The 17,918-nt window shown below is 71.4% G+C and carries 13 protein-coding genes; 9 read left to right on the plus strand and 4 right to left on the minus strand.

The features are described from left to right. Positions 1-17: 17 nt before the first annotated feature. The 7 genes from bpln_RS16755 to bioB all read left to right on the plus strand — a co-directional run bounded on the left by bpln_RS16755 (position 18) and on the right by bioB (position 7,541). Positions 18-695, plus strand: a complete 678-nt coding sequence (locus bpln_RS16755; RefSeq protein ID WP_042626146.1) for an SDR family oxidoreductase — start codon at positions 18-20, stop codon at positions 693-695. Between the two features lie 5 nt (positions 696-700). Continuing rightward, the gene (locus bpln_RS16760) at positions 701-1,153 is read left to right on the plus strand and encodes a YchJ family protein (protein WP_055139321.1); all 453 of its coding nucleotides are present in this window, start codon (positions 701-703) and stop codon (positions 1,151-1,153) included. 106 nt (positions 1,154-1,259) lie between these two features. Then, positions 1,260-2,558 carry a dienelactone hydrolase family protein gene (locus bpln_RS16765; protein ID WP_055139322.1) on the plus strand — a complete coding sequence of 433 codons (1,299 nt, stop codon included), beginning with the start codon at positions 1,260-1,262 and terminating at the stop codon, positions 2,556-2,558. Between the two features lie 576 nt (positions 2,559-3,134). Further along, on the plus strand, positions 3,135-4,478 hold the full coding sequence (gene bioA / locus bpln_RS16770; protein WP_042626149.1) for an adenosylmethionine--8-amino-7-oxononanoate transaminase: 1,344 nt from the start codon (positions 3,135-3,137) through the stop codon (positions 4,476-4,478). After that, the gene (bioF, locus tag bpln_RS16775) at positions 4,475-5,677 is read left to right on the plus strand and encodes an 8-amino-7-oxononanoate synthase (protein WP_055139323.1); all 1,203 of its coding nucleotides are present in this window, start codon (positions 4,475-4,477) and stop codon (positions 5,675-5,677) included. The genes bioA and bioF overlap by 4 nt, the downstream gene beginning before the upstream one ends. Then, on the plus strand, positions 5,674-6,426 hold the full coding sequence (gene bioD, locus bpln_RS16780) for a dethiobiotin synthase (RefSeq protein WP_042626151.1): 753 nt from the start codon (positions 5,674-5,676) through the stop codon (positions 6,424-6,426). The genes bioF and bioD overlap by 4 nt, the downstream gene beginning before the upstream one ends. Positions 6,427-6,461: 35 nt before the next feature. Continuing rightward, positions 6,462-7,541: a biotin synthase BioB gene (gene bioB, locus bpln_RS16785; RefSeq protein WP_055139324.1), complete on the plus strand. Its 1,080-nt coding sequence runs from the start codon at positions 6,462-6,464 to the stop codon at positions 7,539-7,541. A gap of 132 nt (positions 7,542-7,673) precedes the next feature. Here bioB and bpln_RS16790 read toward each other — a convergent pair whose 3' ends face one another. Beyond that, positions 7,674-8,381, minus strand: coding sequence for a copper homeostasis protein CutC (locus tag bpln_RS16790; protein WP_055139325.1), 708 nt, complete (start codon positions 8,379-8,381; stop codon positions 7,674-7,676). Between the two features lie 230 nt (positions 8,382-8,611). On the opposite strand from bpln_RS16790, the gene bpln_RS16795 reads away from it, so the two are divergent. After that, on the plus strand, positions 8,612-8,872 hold the full coding sequence (locus bpln_RS16795; protein ID WP_042626154.1) for a hypothetical protein: 261 nt from the start codon (positions 8,612-8,614) through the stop codon (positions 8,870-8,872). Positions 8,873-9,135: 263 nt separating this feature from the next. Here the strand turns inward: bpln_RS16795 and bpln_RS16800 are convergent, their stop codons facing one another. Further along, positions 9,136-10,428 (minus strand): sensor domain-containing phosphodiesterase, encoded by a 1,293-nt coding sequence (locus bpln_RS16800; protein WP_042626155.1) that lies wholly within the window; start codon positions 10,426-10,428, stop codon positions 9,136-9,138. A 278-nt stretch (positions 10,429-10,706) separates the two neighbouring features. On the opposite strand from bpln_RS16800, the gene bpln_RS16805 reads away from it, so the two are divergent. After that, positions 10,707-12,380, plus strand: coding sequence for a Na+/H+ antiporter (locus tag bpln_RS16805; RefSeq protein ID WP_042626156.1), 1,674 nt, complete (start codon positions 10,707-10,709; stop codon positions 12,378-12,380). A 368-nt stretch (positions 12,381-12,748) separates the two neighbouring features. Here bpln_RS16805 and bpln_RS16810 read toward each other — a convergent pair whose 3' ends face one another. After that, the gene (locus bpln_RS16810) at positions 12,749-16,324 is read right to left on the minus strand and encodes an indolepyruvate ferredoxin oxidoreductase family protein (protein WP_055139326.1); all 3,576 of its coding nucleotides are present in this window, start codon (positions 16,322-16,324) and stop codon (positions 12,749-12,751) included. 463 nt (positions 16,325-16,787) lie between these two features. Continuing rightward, positions 16,788-17,807 carry a sulfate ABC transporter substrate-binding protein gene (locus tag bpln_RS16815; RefSeq protein WP_055139327.1) on the minus strand — a complete coding sequence of 340 codons (1,020 nt, stop codon included), beginning with the start codon at positions 17,805-17,807 and terminating at the stop codon, positions 16,788-16,790. Positions 17,808-17,918: the final 111 nt, after the last annotated feature.

Consider the following 17,918-nt stretch of genomic DNA (forward strand, 5'->3'; position numbering starts at 1 on the left):
AACCCGGAGAATCATTGATGAAAACCGTCCTGATCGTCGGCGCATCGCGCGGCCTCGGCAGGGAGTTTGTCCGCCAGTACCGGCGTGACGGATGGAACGTGATCGCGACGGCGCGCGACGCGGCCTCGCTCGAGGCGCTGCGCGCGCTCGGCGCGACCGCGCACGCGCTCGACGTGACCGATGCGAACCAGCTGGCCGGCTTCGGCTGGAAGCTCGACGGCGAACGGCTCGACGCCGCGGTACTGGTGTCGGGCGTGTACGGCCCGCGCACGCAGGGCGTCGAGCTGATCGACGCGGCCGACTTCGACGCGGTGATGCATACCAACGTGCTGGCCCCGATGCAGCTGCTGCCGATCCTGCTGCCGCTGGTCGAGGACGCGCACGGCGTGCTGGCCGTGCTGTCGAGCCTGATGGGCAGCACCGCGAGCCTGACCGGCACCACCGGCTGGCTCTATCGCGCGAGCAAGGCCGCGCTCAACAACGTGATCCGCGTGGGCTCGCTGCAGACGCGCGACGCGGCCTGCCTGTCGCTGCATCCGGGCTGGGTGCGCACCGACATGGGCGGTGCCGAAGCCGGGCTCGACGCCGAGACCAGCGTGACCGGCATGCGCCGCGTGATCGCGCGCGCCGCCGCCGGGCCGGGCGCCGCCAACGGCCGCTTCTTCCAGTACGACGGCACCGAGCTCGCATGGTAATCAGGATGACCGATCGTTCTCCCCTCCCTTCCGCCCCCTCCGCCGCGCGCCCCGAGCTGTGTCCGTGCGGCGGCGCGCAGCCGGGCCGGCGTCCCGAGCGCGCGCCGCGCTACGCGGCCTGCTGCGGGCGCCTCGTGGACGGCGGCACGCCGGCCGCGAGCGCCTGGGAACTGATGCGCTCGCGCTACACCGCCTACGTGCTCGGCGACACGCGCTACCTGCGCGCCACCTGGGACCCCGCCACCTGCCCCGCCGACCTCGACGCCGACGGCGGCCCGCGCTGGCTCGGCCTCGACATCAAGCGCCACGTCGAACAAGACGCCACGCACGCGCTCGTCGAGTTCGTGGCGCGCTTCAAGGACGGCTCGCGCGCGCACCGGCTGCACGAGACGAGCCGCTTCTCCCGCGACGAACACGGAATCTGGCGCTATATCGACGGAGAACTCAGCGAACGCTGAGTCGGCGCCGACGCGGCGGAGGCCGGGTTATTCCCGCATTGCACAAGCCGATTTTGTCGGGCTAGGATGGACCCGGTTTCAAACGTTACGGGTTCCGGGCCACGACATGGTGTTGAGCAAGGTGTTTGCAGGTTGGATGGCGGCATGCGTGCTGTCGGCCGCCCAGGCCGGCACCCTGTCGACGCCCGCGGGCGGGGCCGAAACGCTCGCGCCGGGCGCCGCGACGCAGGCGGCCGCACCGGCCGCGGCCGGCCCGCTGGCCGCCGAACGTTTCGACTACAACGAACCCGGTCTGCCGCAGATCACGGCCGACATGAACGAGCAGATCATCCGGATTCCCGTCGAGGGGGATCCCGGCGTGACGCTCGAAGCCACCGTCTACAAGCCGAACGGCCCCGGGCCGTTCCCGCTCGTCGTCTTCAATCACGGCAAGAACCCCGGCGACCTGCACGACCAGCCGCGCAGCCGCCCGCTCGCGTTCGCGCGCGAGTTCGTGCGACGCGGCTACGCCGTGGTGGCACCGAACCGCGAGGGCTTCGCGGGCTCGGGCGGCAGCTACGTGCAGGAAGGCTGCGACGTCGAACGCAACGGCATGGCGCAGGCGCGCGACGTCAGCTCGACGGTCGCATGGATGTCGAAGCTGCCCTACGTGGATTCAAGCCGGATCGTGGTGGCCGGCACCTCGCACGGCGGGCTCGTCTCGCTCGCCTACGGCACCGTGGCCGCCAAGGGCGTGCGCGGCATCATCAACTTCTCGGGCGGGCTGCGCCAGGATCTCTGCGAAGGCTGGCAAAAGACGCTGGTGGGCGCGTTCAACAGCTACGGCGAGGAGACCCGCGTGCCGTCGCTGTGGATGTACGGCGACAACGATTCGGTCTGGTCGCCGGCGCTCGTCGAGCAGCTGCGCGAGGCCTACGTCTCGCACGGCGCGAGCACGCTGTTCGTCGACTACGGCGTCTACAAGGACGACGCGCACCGGCTGATCGTCGATCGCGACGGCGTGCCGATCTGGTGGCCGTCCGTGAACGCGTTCCTGGCCGAGCTGCATCTGCCCACCACCGTGCTCTACGCGGTGGCCTGCCCGCACACGCCGTCGGCCTCCGGCTACGCGTCGATCGACGCCGTCAACGCGGTGCCCTATCTCGACGCGGCCGGCCGCGACGGCTACCGCCACTTCCTGAACCAGCATCCGAGCCGCGCGTTCGCCGTGTCGGCCGAGGGCGCGTGGTCGTGGGCCGAGGGCGGCGACGATCCGATGGCGCTCGCGCTCGAGAACTGCCGCAAGCAGGGCGCCGGCGCCTGCCGGCTCTACGCCGTGGATGACCACGTGGTCTGGCGCGGCGACGGCGCCGAGGCGACCGCCGCGGCCACGCCGGTCGACGCGCACGCGCTGGCGAGCCGCTGACCACGGGCGGCCCGGCCCGTGGTGCTGGCAACGGCCCGTAGCCGGTTTTTTCTGTCCGTTGCGCCGACTGTCCGATCCGTACGCCGCTGTGGCGTGTACGCGACGCATGGCGACGATTCTTCACCTCACGCGCCTCGCATCGATCCACCGGCATCGGCCGGCACGCGCGGCGCGGCGCCGGCACCCAGCGTTCGCGCCCCATCATCGCCACCGCGAAACCCGCGTCTGCCTTCGTCCTGCCGTTACGATCCCGCCCCATCATTCGCACCGCGCTTTTGCCGCCCGCGCCCGTGCTTTCCGTCCGCCGGGTGCCGACCGATCGGCGTCGTCATCTGCGGCCTATTCGAAGCATCGCGCCCGAACCGTCGCCAGCACCCCGAAACCTCGCCGAACGCCACGCCGGACAAGGCTCGGCACGTTTGTAACCAATGCTGCGCCGGGGCGCGAATCGCGCTACTCTCTGCCCCGTTTTGGTTTTGCACGCAGGCGCGCGCCCGCGCGCGGCAGCCACTGCCGCCGCCCTCTTTTTCCGTCCGCCCGGACCCCGCCGCGCCGCGTCCCGTTCCGGAGCCGTTTTTGAGCACACAACCCGACGACTGGGTTGCGCGCAGCCTGCGCGCAGTCTGGCATCCCTGTACGCAGATGAAGCACCACGAGCGCATGCCGCTCGTGCCCGTGGCGCGCGGCGCCGGCCCGTGGCTCTACGACCACTCGGGCGCGCGCTACCTCGATGCGATCAGCTCGTGGTGGGTCAACCTGTTCGGTCACGCGAACCCCCGCATCAACGCCGCGCTGAAGACGCAGCTCGACACGCTCGAGCACGCGATGCTGGCCGGCTGCACGCACGAGAGCGCGATCGAGCTGGCCGAGCGCCTCGCCGCGCTGACCGGGCACACGCTCGGCCATGCGTTCTTCGCCTCGGACGGCGCCTCCGCCGTCGAGATCGCGCTGAAGATGAGCTTCCACGCCTGGCGCAACGGCGGCCGCGCCGACAAGCGCGAGTTCGCCTGCGTGGCCAACGGCTATCACGGCGAGACCATCGGCGCGCTCGGCGTGACCGACGTGGCGCTGTTCAAGGACGCCTACGATCCGCTGATCCGCCACGCCCACGTGGTGGCCTCGCCCGACGCGCGCCAGGCCGCGCCCGGCGAGCGCGCGGCCGAGGTCGCCGCGCGCGCGCTGGCCGACGTCGAGCGGCTGTTCACCGAACGCGCCGGCGCGATCGCCGCGCTGATCGTCGAGCCGCTCGTGCAATGCGCGGCCGGCATGGCGATGCACGACCCGTCGTACCTGAGCGGGCTGCGCGCGCTGTGCGACCGCCACGAAGTCCATCTGATCGCCGACGAGATCGCCGTGGGCTGCGGGCGCACCGGCACCTTCTTCGCCTGCGAGCAGGCCGGCGTGTGGCCCGACTTCCTGTGCCTGTCGAAGGGCATCAGCGGCGGCTACCTGCCGCTCTCGCTGGTGCTCTCGCGCGACGCGATCTACGAAGCGTTCTACGACGACGACACCACGCGCGGCTTCCTGCACTCGCACTCGTACACCGGCAACCCGCTCGCCTGCCGCGCCGCGCTCGCCACGCTCGACCTGTTCGCCGCCGACGACGTGCTGGCCGCCAACGCGCGCAAGTCGGCGCGGCTGCGCGAGGCGCTCGCGCCGCTCGGCGCGCGCGACGAGGTGCGCCACCTGCGCGAGCGCGGCACGATCTTCGCGTTCGACGTCGCGCTCGAGCCCGAGGCCGCGCGCGGCTTCTCGCGGCGCTTCTTCGAGCAGGGCCTGCGGCGCGAGCTGCTGCTGCGCCCGATCGGCACCACCGTCTACCTGATGCCGCCCTACGTGCTCGGCGACGACGAGATCGACTGGCTCGCCGCGCGCACGCGCGAGACGCTCGACGCCACGCTGGCCGAGGTGCGCGCATGAGCCCGCCGCCGAACCTGCTCGCCGCGCTCGAACGCGGCCTGGCCGAGATCGACGCGCAGGGCCTGCGCCGCGTGCGCCGCACCGCCGACACGGCGTGCGGCGCGCACATGACGGTGGACGGCCGCGAGATCGTCGGTTTCGCGAGCAACGATTATCTGGGCCTGGCCGCGCATCCTTTGCTCGTCGAGGCATTCGCCGAGGGCGCGCGGCGCTACGGCTCCGGCAGCGGCGGCTCGCACCTGCTGGGCGGCCATTCGCGCGCGCACGCCGCGCTCGAGGACGCGCTCGCCGAATTCGCCGGCGGCTTCAGCGGCGCGCCGCGCGCGCTCTACTTCAGCACCGGCTACATGGCGAACCTCGCCGCGCTGACCGCGCTGGTGGGGCGTGGCGCCGCGATCTTCTCCGATTCGCTGAACCACGCCTCGCTGATCGACGGCGCGCGGCTCTCGCGCGCCGAGATCCACGTCTATCCGCACGGCGACATGGACGCGCTGTCGGTGCAGCTGGCCGCCTCCGACGCCGAGATCAAGCTGATCGTCTCCGACACCGTGTTCAGCATGGACGGCACCATCGCGCCGCTGGCGCGGCTCGTCACGCTGGCCGAGGCGCACGGCGCCTGGCTGGTGGTGGACGACGCGCACGGCTTCGGCGTGCTCGGCCCGCAGGGGCGCGGCGCGCTGGCCGAATACGCGCTGCGCTCCGAGCAGCTGATCTACGTCGGCACGCTCGGCAAGGCCGCCGGCGTGGCCGGCGCGTTCGTGATCGCGCACGAGACCGTGATCGAGTGGATGATCCAGCGCGCGCGCAGCTACATCTTCACCACCGCCGCGCCGCCCTCGGTCGCGCACGCCGTGTCGGCCAGCCTCGCCGTGATCGGCGGCGCCGAGGGCGACGCGCGGCGCGCCCACCTGGCCGCGCTGATCGAGCGCACGCGCGCGATCCTGCGCGGCACGCGCTGGCAGCCGATCGATTCGGCCACCGCGGTGCAGCCGCTCGTGATCGGCGAGAACGAGGCCACGCTCGCCGCGATGCGCGCGCTCGACGCGCACGGCCTGTGGGTGCCCGCGATCCGGCCGCCCACCGTGCCGGCCGGCACCTCGCGGCTGCGCATCTCGCTGTCCGCCGCGCATTCGTTCGACGACCTGGCACGGCTCGACACGGCGCTCGCCGCCGCCGGCGCCGCGGAGGCCGCCGCATGAGCGCGCCGACGCAAACCCGCACCGGGACCGGTGCCGGCGCGCTGTCGTGCTTCGTGACCGGCACCGACACCGAGATCGGCAAGACCTTCGTGTCGGCCGCGCTGCTGCACGGCTTCGCGCGGCACGGCCTGCGCGCCGCCGCGATGAAGCCGGTCGCGGCCGGCGCCGAGGAACGCGACGGCGTGCTGCACAACGACGACGCCGACCAGCTCGACGCGGCCGCCGGCGTCGCGCTGCCGCCCGCGATCCGCACGCCGTTCATGCTCAAGGCGCCGGCCGCGCCGCACATCGTGGCCGCGCACGAAGGCGTGACGCTCGACATCGACACCATCGTGGCCGCGCACGCGACGGCCTGCGAAGGCGCCGACGTGGTGGTGGTGGAAGGCGTCGGCGGCTTTCGCGTGCCGCTCGGCGACACGCTCGACACCGCCGACCTGGCCGTCGCGCTGAAGCTGCCCGTGGTGCTGGTGGTGGGCGTGCGGCTCGGCTGCATCAACCACGCGCTGCTCACCGCCGACGCGATTGCCGCGCGCGGCCTGACCATCGCGGGCTGGGTGGCCAACCGCGTCGACCCGGCCATGCTCTACGCCGACGAGAACATCGCCACGCTCACCCAATGGCTCGCGCGCGAGCACGCCGCGCCGCTCGTCGGCGAGATCGCGCACCTGACACCGCCCGCGCCCGAGCTGGCCGCGGGTTCGCTCGACATCGAACGGCTCGTCGCGGCGCTAGCCGCCGCGCGGCCGTGATACCCCGTTCCCCGCTCCTTACCGAGGATCCCACCATGACCCAAGCCCAGACCGTGACCACGGACGCGACGAAGACGCCCGAAGCGGTGCCCGTCGGCATGCCGAGCGCGCCGCGCTGGCGCGTCGCCGACGTCGTCAAGCTCTACGAACTGCCGTTCAACGACCTGCTGTTCCGCGCCCAGCAGGTGCATCGCGAGCACTTCGACGCCAACGCGATCCAGCTTTCCACGCTGCTGTCGATCAAGACCGGCGGCTGCGAGGAGGATTGCGGCTACTGCTCGCAGTCCTCGCATCACGAGACCGAGCTGAAGGCCAGCAAGCTGATGGACGTGGGCGCCGTGCTCGACGCCGCGCGCGCCGCCAAGGCCAACGGCGCGACGCGCTTCTGCATGGGCGCCGCGTGGCGCAGCCCGAAGGAGCGCCATATCGAGCCGCTCGCCGAGATGATCCGCGGCGTGAAGGAGATGGGCCTCGAGACCTGCATGACGCTCGGCATGCTCGACGACGGCCAGGCGCAGGCGCTGTCCGACGCCGGCCTCGACTACTACAACCACAACCTCGACACCTCGCCCGAGTTCTACGGCCAGGTGATCTCGACGCGCACCTACCAGGACCGCCTCGACACGCTCGAGCGCGTGCGCGACGCCGGCATCAACGTCTGCTGCGGCGGCATCATCGGCATGGGCGAATCGCGCCGCGAGCGCGCCGGGCTCATCACGCAGCTCGCGAACATGAACCCGTATCCGGAATCGGTGCCGATCAACAACCTCGTCGCGATCAAGGGCACGCCGCTCGAGAACACCGCGCCGCTCGATCCGCTCGAATTCGTGCGCACCATCGCCGTGGCGCGCATCACCATGCCGAAGGCGATGGTGCGGCTGTCGGCCGGGCGCGAGCAACTCGACGACGCGATGCAGACGCTGTGCTTCCTGGCCGGCGCGAACTCGATGTTCTACGGCGACCAGTTGCTGACGACGAGCAACCCGCAGGCGCAGAAGGACCGCGACCTGCTCGCGCGGCTCGGCATGCGCGCCGAGGCGGCCCAGCAGATGCCGATGGATACGGCGGCCGACGCGGTGAAGTGCGCGCACGCGCCGGGGCCGGTGGCGAACTGAGGTGGTTGATGAGGTCGACTGGCTGATGGCTTGATCGGCTGATCGACCGGTACTGAAGTCGGCGTGTCGCGACCAGCGGCGCGCCGGTTTTGTTTTTGGGCGAGCGGTTTCGGGGAGCGCCGGGGGCGGCGCTCAGCGCACCGCGTCGAGCGTCGCGCGCACCTTCGCGACCAGCCGGCCCTCCACCGGCCCCCACACCTCGCCGCGCTCGCGCACGCCCGAGCCGAGATGCACGGCCCGCACGCCGGTGGCACGCACGAAATCACCGATCGACTCCACCTTCAGGCCCGCGCCGGCCAGCACCTGGCACGCGCTGCCCTGCGCGCGGCGCACCAGGCGCGCGATCGTATCGCGGCCGTCGAGCGCCGACGGATGGCCGCCCGAGGTCAGCACCGTCTTGACGGCGGGCGTGGCCAGCAGCAGGTCGAACGCCGCGTTCAGGTCGCGCGAGACGTCGAACGCGCGGTGGAACGTGATCGGCTTGCCGCCCGCCGCGTCGACGATGCGCGCCAGCGCGGCCGTGTCGATGTCGCCATGGCCGTTCAGCGCGCCGAACACGATGCCGGCCGCGCCCGCCGCCACCGCCGCGCGCGTGTCGCGCTCGAGGATCGCCATCTCCTCGGGCGTGTAGACGAAGCCGCGGCCGTGCGAGCGCACGATCACGTTGACGGGAATCGGCAGCGCCGCCGTGACCGCCTCGATCAGGCCGATGCTCGGCGTGAGGCCGCCCTCGGACAGGCCGGTGGCGAGTTCGATGCGGTCCGCCCCGGCGCGCGCGGCGGCCTGCGCGTCGGAGAGCGTCGTGGCGATGACTTCGAGCAGGATCGGCGCGGTGGACATGCGAAGGCTCCGGATTCGGTTGGGCGGTGGAGCGGACATCGTAACCGAGGCGCGGCGATCGACGTGGGCCGGTGGCGCGGGTCGGTTGCGGAGGCCACCGTGCAGGCCGGACGCGGCCGTGCCTCACGATGCGAACCGGAGGCGATATGCCGCCGGGAGGGCGGGCGCGGCGCGGCCGACAATGCGCGACGGGAACCCGCGCCGGTCACGGCGCCAAGCGAGGTGCGAAAGTGAAAAACCTGTTCGTCACGGTCCTTGCGATCACGCTCGTCATACCGGTATTTCTCGTCATCGTCAGCATCGACGCGATTCCACGCTGGCTCGTCAGCGGCCCGGGCCACGCGCTGCTGGCGCCGCCGTGCAGCCTGTTCGCCGCGCTCGGCGCGGCGCGCTGCGCGGACGTAGCGGTCGGCGTGCTGCTGGCGATCAGCTTCGTGATCGCGCTGGCGGTGGTGGCGGGCGCCGCCGCGCTGTGGCGTGCCGCGCGGTAATCGTGATCGAGGCCCGCCCGATTTCACGCGTCATGCCCGCCGGTTGCTTCGGCATCGACCGACTTCGTTACTCCAGACGGTGCTCGGGCTCCCCGGCACCGGCTCCGTTCCGCGGCGGAATTTGCAGCCGATGAAACCGAGAGCCGGTTACCGATGCCATCGGACGATGGCCGCACGTGAGGCGTGCTGCCCCCCGATCGCAGCGGAAGCACGCCCGGTAACGCAGCGCACGCTCGCCGGCAGCCGCGCGGCCCGCCAGCCAGCTACCCCACCAGTTCTGACTCCGGCCAGTCGATATCCCCGCACAGCACGCACAGCGAATCCGCGATCCGGATCGCGATCGACAGCGTCACACACGGCAGCGCCTCGTTGATCGACAGATACGGCTTCGTCACATGCAAGCGCTGCGGCTCGGCGATCGCCGCGCGGAAATACGGCCGGCGCAGCCAGTTCGCGCCCTGCGCGTCCGACAGCGGCGCGAAGCGCATCTCGTGCAGCGCGCGGTCGGCGCGCCGCACCACGTTGCTGCCGGCCTGCCGGCCCTGCGCGTCGAGCAGGAAGCAGCGTGCCGCATCGTCGAGCGAGAGGAAGTTCCAGCACACCTCGTCGAGCGACTCGCCGGCCGAGAGCCGCTCGGCCGCGCGCTCGAACGCGCGCAGGTACGGCGCGATGCGCTGCGCGTCGCGCCGCTCGCGCGCCTCGGTCTGGGTGCGGTAGCGCTCGGTCAGCTCGCCGATGCAGGCCGACGCGGTGGCGCCGTCGGTCAGCCCCGGCGCCGGCCGGCCGAAGAAGTAGCCCTGCACGAAATCGGCCTCGCAGGCGAGCGCCACCTGCGCGTCGTGCTCGGTCTCGATGCCCTCGATCAGCACCAGCTTGCCGGCCTCGTGCAGCAGCGTGACGAGCCCGTGCAGGATCGCGGTCTGGCCGCTGCGGTGCTGCGCGTGAGACAGCATGATGCGGTCGAGCTTGACGATGTCGGGATTCAGCTGCCAGATCCGCTCGATGTTCGAATGACCGGCGCCGAAATCGTCGAGCGCGATCAGGAAGCCGTGCTCGCGAAACGCCTTGACGGCCTCGGCGAGCCGGTCGAGATCGTCGGCGCGCTGCTCCAGCACCTCGAGCACCACGCGCCGCGGCGAGATGCCAAGCCGCTTCAGGTTCGCGAGCAGCGCGGCGGCCTGGAACTGGTCGGTCAGCACGCCCGGATGGACGTTCAGGAACAGCCACTCGCGCGCGGCGCCGAGCAGCGAGAAATTCTCCAGATGCAGCGCCTGCGCGAGCCGGTCCACCAGCATCACGTCGCCGTGTCGCGCCGCCTCGCCGAACACGTCCACCGGCGCCACCACGCGGTCGAGCGCGTCGTGCGCGCGCAGCAGCCCCTCGTAGCCGACCGCGCGCTGGTGCGACAGGCTGAAGATCGGCTGGAACATGCTCGACAGCGACAGGTCGCGATGGCGCGTGGCGACGCGCTCGAAACCGGACGTGACCTCGCGCTCGAAACGGTACGCCGACCCCGTCGCCGGCACCGGGCGCTCCTGCTGAATCGTCGTCACCATTTGGCGCCCCTCCTGACAGTCGGCGCCACCGGCGCTCGACGCGATATCGATGTACCCATCATCGCACCCTCGTGTTATTTCGCTACGTGTTGTTCGTCTGTTCGTCAGGGATAAGCAAGCTCCGTGCTCACCGCCACCCCGGCCCGTATCGCGCGAACCGCGTCGCATGCCTGCCGGCAGGGCTCGAATGCACCAGACCGGTGCAGATTGGCACGCCATCGTTCGCCCGCGCGCGCTACACTCGCCCGGTCCCCGCTTTCGAATACCCTGCGCCCTCGATGGAAATCGTCTTCACCGTCCTGATCCTGCTGCTCGCCGTGGCGCTGTCCGGCATCGCGATCCGGCTGCTGCCGTGGCGCCCGCCGCTGCCGCTGATGCAGATCGCGTTCGGCGCCGTGCTGGCCTGGCCGCGCCTGAACCTGCACGTCACGTTCGACCCCGAGATCTTCATGCTGCTGTTCATCCCGCCGCTGCTGTTCGCCGACGGCTGGCGGATTCCGAAGCGCGAGCTCTACCTGCAGCGGCGCGCGATCCTGATGCTCGCGTTCGGGCTGGTGTTCATCACGGTGGTGGCGGTCGGCTATTTCGCGCACTGGCTGATTCCGGAGCTGCCGCTGCCGGTGGCGTTCGCGCTCGCCGCGGTGCTTTCGCCCACCGACGCGGTGGCGCTGTCGGGCATCGCCGGGCGCGGCCGGATTCCGCCGCAGCTGATGCACATCCTGGAAGGCGAGGCGCTGATGAACGACGCGTCGGGTCTGGTCGCGCTGAAGTTCGCGATCGCCGCCGCGCTCACGGGGCTGTTCTCGCTGCGCGACGCCTCGATCACGTTCGTGATCGTCGCCTCGGGCGGGCTCGCGGTGGGCGCGCTGCTGGCCTGGCTGTTCAGCGCGCTCTCCACGCGCTTCCTGAACGCCGCGCAGGAGGGCGACCCGGCACCCGGCATCGTGATGACGCTGCTGATCCCGTTCGCGTCCTACCTGATCGCCGAGCACTTCGGACTGTCGGGCATCCTGTCGGCGGTGGCGGCCGGGATGATGATGAACTACACGAGTTTCTCGCGCAGCAGCACGGTGGCCGCGCGCGTGCGAGCCGAGAGCACCTGGTCGATGATCGAGTTCGTGTTCAACGGCATGGTGTTCATCATGCTGGGCCTGCAGATGCCGCAGATCATCGGCCGCGCGCTGCTGTCGGCGCACCACGAGAGCGACGCGCTGGTGCTCGCGATGATCGGCTACGTGGTCGCGATGCTGGTCGCGCTCTACGCGATCCGCTTCGCCTGGATCTGGCTGCTGCGCTCGATCGCGAGCCGCCGCGTGGCGCGGCGCGGCATGCCCGGCACCATGCCGGGCTTTCGCACCATCTCGCTGATGACGGTGGGCGGCGTGCGCGGCGCGGTCACGCTGGCCGGCGTGCTGTCGCTGCCGGTCGCGCTCGGTAACGGCGCGCCGCTGGCCGGCCGCGACACGGCGATCTTCATCGCCTCGGGCGTGATCCTCGGCTCGCTGCTGGTGGCCGTGGTCGGGCTGCCGCTGCTGCTGCGCGGGCTGCGCACCGTGCCGCATCCGCATGCGCACGAGGAACGCGCGGCGCGCGCGGCCGCCGCGCAGGCCGCGATCCGCGCGATCGACGCGACCCACGACACGCTGACCGCCGACCTCGACGAAGCCGACGCCGCGCGCTGCGCCGACATCACCGCGCGCGTGATGGACCTGTACCGGCGGCGCCTCGTGGCGCTCGACGAGGGCGAGGACGCCGTGACGCTGCGCGCCGAGGCGAAGCAGGCCGAGCGCATGGAGCTGCAGATGAAGATCGCGGCGGTGCGCGCCGAGCGCGCGGCGCTGTACCGGATGCGCACCGAACAGAAGATCAACGACGAGACGCTCGCCAAGCTGATGCGCGAGGTGGACCTGTCGGAGACGGCGCTGTCCACGCGCAAGAAGGGGCTGGTTTGAGCGTCGGGAGGGCGGAGGCTTCGGCTGATGCGGGCGCTTGAGCGGGAGATGGCGGCTGGCGCGGGGCTCGAATACGGCGTGAGCGACAGAAGGCGGGCGCCCGGATCGCCCGCGCAGCCAGCGACGCCCGGGCGGCTCGGATGACCCGGGCGGCTCGGAATCACCCGGACTGGCCGAATCGCCGTGCGCCCGGATCGCCCTGATCGACCGGATCACCCGCACGGCAGCATGAATCGCCTGGCGCATCGACGCCATCTGCGCGATCCCCCCGCACGCGCCGGCCGCCGCACCGGCCACGCGCGCCGCGAGCGGCGGGCGCACCGTCCCGCCACGCCCGCTCCGTCATCCTCGCGCCACGCCCGTCCCGCTTACTTCGCCACCACCACCGGAATCCCGCGCAGCGTGCCGGCCCCCTTGATCGATTCGATCGCCCGCGCCACCGCCGCGCTGGTCGCCGCGCTCACGCCGGCGCGCAGCGCGAGCGGCGGCTCGGCGCGCTTCATCGCGGCCACGCTCGCCAGCTTCACGGGGCCGTAGCCGCGCACGCGCGCCGGCAGCGCCGCGAGCGCGGCCACCGCCTCCGCGTTGTGCGCGTCGATCACCGCGAACGCGCGCGTCATGGTGGCCTCGTAATCGTCGGCGAGCGCGCGCTCCATGCGGCGCTCTTCAGTGCGGCCGAACGGATCGAGCGGCGTGCCGCGCAGCACGCGCAGGCGCGCCAGCACGCCGAACACCGGCCACATCCAGCCGCCGAAGCGCTGCTTCTTCGGCCGCCCGCCGTCGTGCGCCTTCGCGGTGGCGGGCGGTGCCAGGTGGAAGCTCACGCGATAGTCGCGCCCGGCCACGCCGTCGAACTGCGCGGCCAGCGCCGCGCGGAACGTGCCGTCGCTGTACAGCCGCGCGACCTCGTATTCGTCCTTCACCGCGAGCAGCCGGTGGAACGTGGTGGCCACCGCCTCGGCCACGCGCGTGTCGCCGGTGGCGCGCGCCGCGTCCACCAGCGCGCGGTAGCGCGTGACGTAGCGCGGGCCGCCGTACGCGGCGAGGCGCTCGGCGCGATCCGCCACCAATGCGTCGAGCGAAAGCGGCGCCACCCCGGCCGCGGCCGGCGCCGCGTGGCTCGCGCGCCAGAGCGCCTCGAGCGCCGCCGGATCGCCCGCGGCCATGCGCCCGATCGCGAACGCGAGCCGGTTGGCCGTCACCGCCACCCCGTTCAGCTCGATCGCGCGCATCAGCGCCGCGTGCGAGACCGGCACCAGCCCCTGCTGCCACGCGAAGCCGAGCATCAGGATGTTCGCGCCGATGGTGTCGCCGAGGAACTTCGCGGCCAGCGCCTGCGCGTCGCAATCGGTCACGAACGCGTCGCCGGCCGCGTGGCGCATCTTGTCGAGCAGCGCGTCGGCATGCAGGCTCGCGTCCGGATCGCGCACGAACGACGCGTTCGGAATCCGATGCGTGTTGACCACCACGCGCGTGCGGGCGTGGCGCACCGTCTGCAGCGCGTCGGCGCTCGCGCCCACCACCATGTCGCAGGCGAGCAGCACGTCGGCCTGCTGCGTGTCGATGCGCACCTGGTTCAGCCATTCGTCGCGCGCGGCGATCCGCACATACGAAAGCACCGCGCCGCCCTTCTGCGCGAAGCCCATGAAATCGAGCACCGACGCGCTGTGGCCTTCCAGGTGCGCGGCCATGCTGATCAGCGCGCCCACCGTGACCACGCCGGTGCCGCCCACGCCCGTCACGAGCAGGTCGTAGGGCGCCGCGTCGAGCCGCGCGGCCGGCGCCGGCAGCGCCTCCACGCGCGCGGCCAGCGCGGCCTCGTCGAACGCGAAGCCGGCCGCCTTCCTCAGCGCCGCGCCCTCCACCGTCACGAAGCTCGGGCAGAAGCCGTTCACGCACGAGTAGTCCTTGTTGCACGACGACTGGTCGATGCGGCGCTTGCGGCCCAGCTCGGTCTCGACCGGTTCCACCGACAGGCAGTTCGACTGCACGCCGCAATCGCCGCAGCCCTCGCAGACAGCCTCGTTGATGAACGCGCGCTTCGGCGGGTCGGGATACTCGCCCTTCTTGCGGCGGCGCCGCTTCTCGGCCGCGCAGGTCTGGTCGTAGATCAGCACCGTCACGCCGTCGGTGTCGCGCAGCTCGCGCTGCACGGCGTCGAGCTCGTCGCGATGATGGAAGGTGGTGCCCTTCGGGAACTGGTCGCGATGGCCGTCGTACTTCTGCGGCTCGTCGGACACCACCACGAAGCGCGACACGCCCTCGGCCTCCACCTGCCGCGCGATCTGCGGCACCGACAGGCTGCCGTCCACCGGCTGGCCGCCCGTCATCGCCACCGCGTCGTTGTAGAGGATCTTGTAGGTCAGCGTCGCGCGCGCGGCCACCGCCTGGCGGATCGCGAGGATGCCCGAGTGGAAGTAGGTGCCGTCGCCGAGGTTCTGGAACACGTGGCGCGTGTTGGTGAACATCGCGTGCGCGGCCCAGTCCACGCCCTCGCCGCCCATCTGGATCAGGCCGGTGGTGTCGCGCTCCATCCACGAGGCCATGAAGTGGCAGCCGATCCCGGCCTGCGCGACCGAGCCCTCGGGCACCTTGGTCGAGGTGTTGTGCGGGCAGCCCGAGCAGAAATACGGCGTGCGCCGGACCGCGTCGGCCGCGTTGGAGAGGATCTCCGGCGCGATCAGCTCGACCACGCGCTCGCGCCGGTCCAGCGCCGGGCGGTGACGCGCGAGCCAGGCCGCGAACACCGGCAGCACGCGCGACGGGCGCAGTTCGCCGAGCGCCGACAGCAGCGGCGCGCCGTGCTCGTCATGCTTGCCGAACACGCGCGGCCGCGCGCCCTCGGTGCGGTTGTAGAGATGGTCCTTGATCTGCTGCTCGATCACCGGCCCCTTCTCCTCGATCACGAGCACCTCGTCCAGGCCCTCGACGAACGTGTCGAGACGCGTGGTCTCGAGCGGGAACGACAGGCCCACCTTGTAGATCCGCACGCCGGCCGCGTCGAGATCGGCCACCGTCAGGTCGAGCCGGCGCAGCGCCTCCATCAGGTCGAGATGGGCCTTGCCGCAGGTCACGATGCCGATGTTCGCGTGCCGGCTGCGCGCGATCCAGCGGTCGATGCTGTTGGCGCGCGCGAAGTGGCGCACCGCGTCGAGCTTGGCCGCGAGCCGCGCCTCGATGGTCAGGCTCGGCAGGTCGGGCCAGCGGTTGTGCAGGCCGCCCGCCGGCGCGACGAAGCCTTCCGGCGCGGGCCAGTCGGTGGCGAGCGCGTCGAGGTCGACGGTCGAGCCCGATTCCACCGTCTCCGAGATCGCCTTGAAGCCGACCCAGGCGCCCGAGAAGCGCGACAGCGCCCAGCCGTACAGGCCGAATTCGAGCATGTCGGCGATGTTCGACGGATTCACGATCGGCATCTGCCAGCCGATCATCGAGAAGTCGCTCTGATGCGGCATCGACGACGACACGCAGCCGTGATCGTCGCCGGCCACCACCAGCACGCCGCCGTGTTCCGACGCGCCGTAGGCGTTGCCGTGCTTGAGCGCGTCGGCCGCGCGATCGACGCCCGGCCCCTTGCCGTACCACATCGCGAACACGCCCTGGACGGTGCGCTCGGGGTCCGCCTCCACGCGCTGCGTGCCGAGCACCGCGGTGCCGCCCAGTTCCTCGTTGATGGCGGGCAGGAAGCGCACGCGGCTCGCGTCGAGCAGTTTCTTCGCCTTCCACATCTGCTGGTCGACCATGCCGAGCGGCGAGCCGCGATAGCCGCTGACGAAGCCGGCCGAATCGACGCCGCGCGCCGCGTCGAGCGCGCGCTGCATCAGCAGCAGGCGTACCAGCGCCTGGGTGCCGGTCAGGAACACGCGGCCGCGCGTGGCGGTGAGGTTGTCGGTGAGGCGGTAGTCGGCCAGCGGCGGGGAGCCGTCGATCGGCAGGCGGGCGGTCATGGGCGTGTCTCCGGGGCGCATCGGGGTCGGGGGTTCGAGTCGAAATCGCGAGCCGCGTGGCAGTGCGGCTGTTTGACGCTTTGTGTGATGCTATTTTTCGCCCGATGGCGGAGTGGAATTTTTCTGTTCCCGCCGCGAAGCCCGGGTTCGGAGAAGATTTCCAATGTTTTGCGGGCTTCATGAGGAGGATTTTGCTCGCGGCGCCGCTGGGGCGTCGGTGCGGCGTCGGCGGCGGGCCGGGCGGCGAACGCGGATTCATTTTGTTGTCGGAGCCGACGCGGCCCGCCATCGAAGGCCCTCGGCAACGCGGCGCGGCACTGGCGTGCATCATCAGGCGCATCGCGCCTCGCCGTCCGGACTCGCCGCCCCGGCACGACGTTCACGTCCCGGCCGTTTCCATTCGCACAAAAAAAGGGGCGCCGCGGCGCCCCTGTTTCCCTGCTCGGCCCGGAACCGGGCGCGGCTACTTCCGGTCGACGATGATCCTGTCGAACGTGCCGCCGTCCGCGAAATGCGTCTTCTGCACGTTGTCCCAGTTGCCGAACACCTGCTCGACGCTGAACGTCTTCAGCGGCTTGAACTCCGCCGCGTGCTGCTTCAGCACCGCCGCATCGCGCGGCCGCAGATGATGCTTCGCGATGATCTCCTGCCCCGCCGGCGAATACAGATAGTCGAGGTAGGCCTGCGCGACCTTGCGCGTGCCCTTCTTGTCGACCACCTTGTCGACCAGCGCCACCGGCGGCTCGGCCAGGATGCTGGTGGACGGGTACACGGCGTCGAACTGCTCGCCCGCGCCGCCGGTGTCCATCAACGCCACCTCGTTCTCGAACGTCACCAGCACGTCGCCGATGCCGCGCTGCGTGAACGTGGTGGTCGCGCCGCGCCCGCCCGCGTCGAGCACCGGCACGTTGCGGAAGATCGCCTTCTCGAAGTCGAGCGCCTGCTCGTCGCTCGCGCCCTTGAGCTTCTGGTAGCCCCACGCGGCCAGATACGCGTAGCGGCCGTTGCCCGAGGTCTTCGGGTTCGCGATCACCACCTGCACGCCGGGCCGGGCGAGATCGCTCCAGTCGCGAATCTGCTTCGGATTGCCGTGGCGCACCAGGAACACCATCGTGGTGGAATACGGCGAGCTGTTGTCGGGCAGCCGCTTGCGCCAGTCCTTCGGCAGCAGCTGGCCGCGCTCGGCGAGCAGGTCGATGTCGTTCGGCTGGTTCATCGTCACCACGTCGGCCTGCAGGCCCTGCAGCACCGACAGCGCCTGCGCGCTCGACGCGCCGTGCGACTGGCGCACCGAGACGGTCTCGCCGCTCTGCTGCTTCCACGCCGCCACGAAGCCCGCGTCGATGTCCTTGTAAAGTTCGCGCGTCACGTCGTATGACACGTTGAGCAGCGCGGTCTGCGCGTACACGGCCGGCGCGGCCGCGACGAGCGCCGCCGCCGTGCCCGCGATCAGCCAGCGGCCGATCCGTTGCGTCTGGTTCATCGAATCCCCTGTGTGGTCCCTGGGTGTCAGGTATTGGTAAGCGGCGATTGTAGCGAGCGCGGCGCGGCCCCCCTACGATTCAATCGTGTTGAGATCACAACCAAAAGTCAT

Source organism: Burkholderia plantarii (genome assembly GCF_001411805.1).
In the GTDB taxonomy this organism is placed as follows: domain Bacteria; phylum Pseudomonadota; class Gammaproteobacteria; order Burkholderiales; family Burkholderiaceae; genus Burkholderia; species Burkholderia plantarii.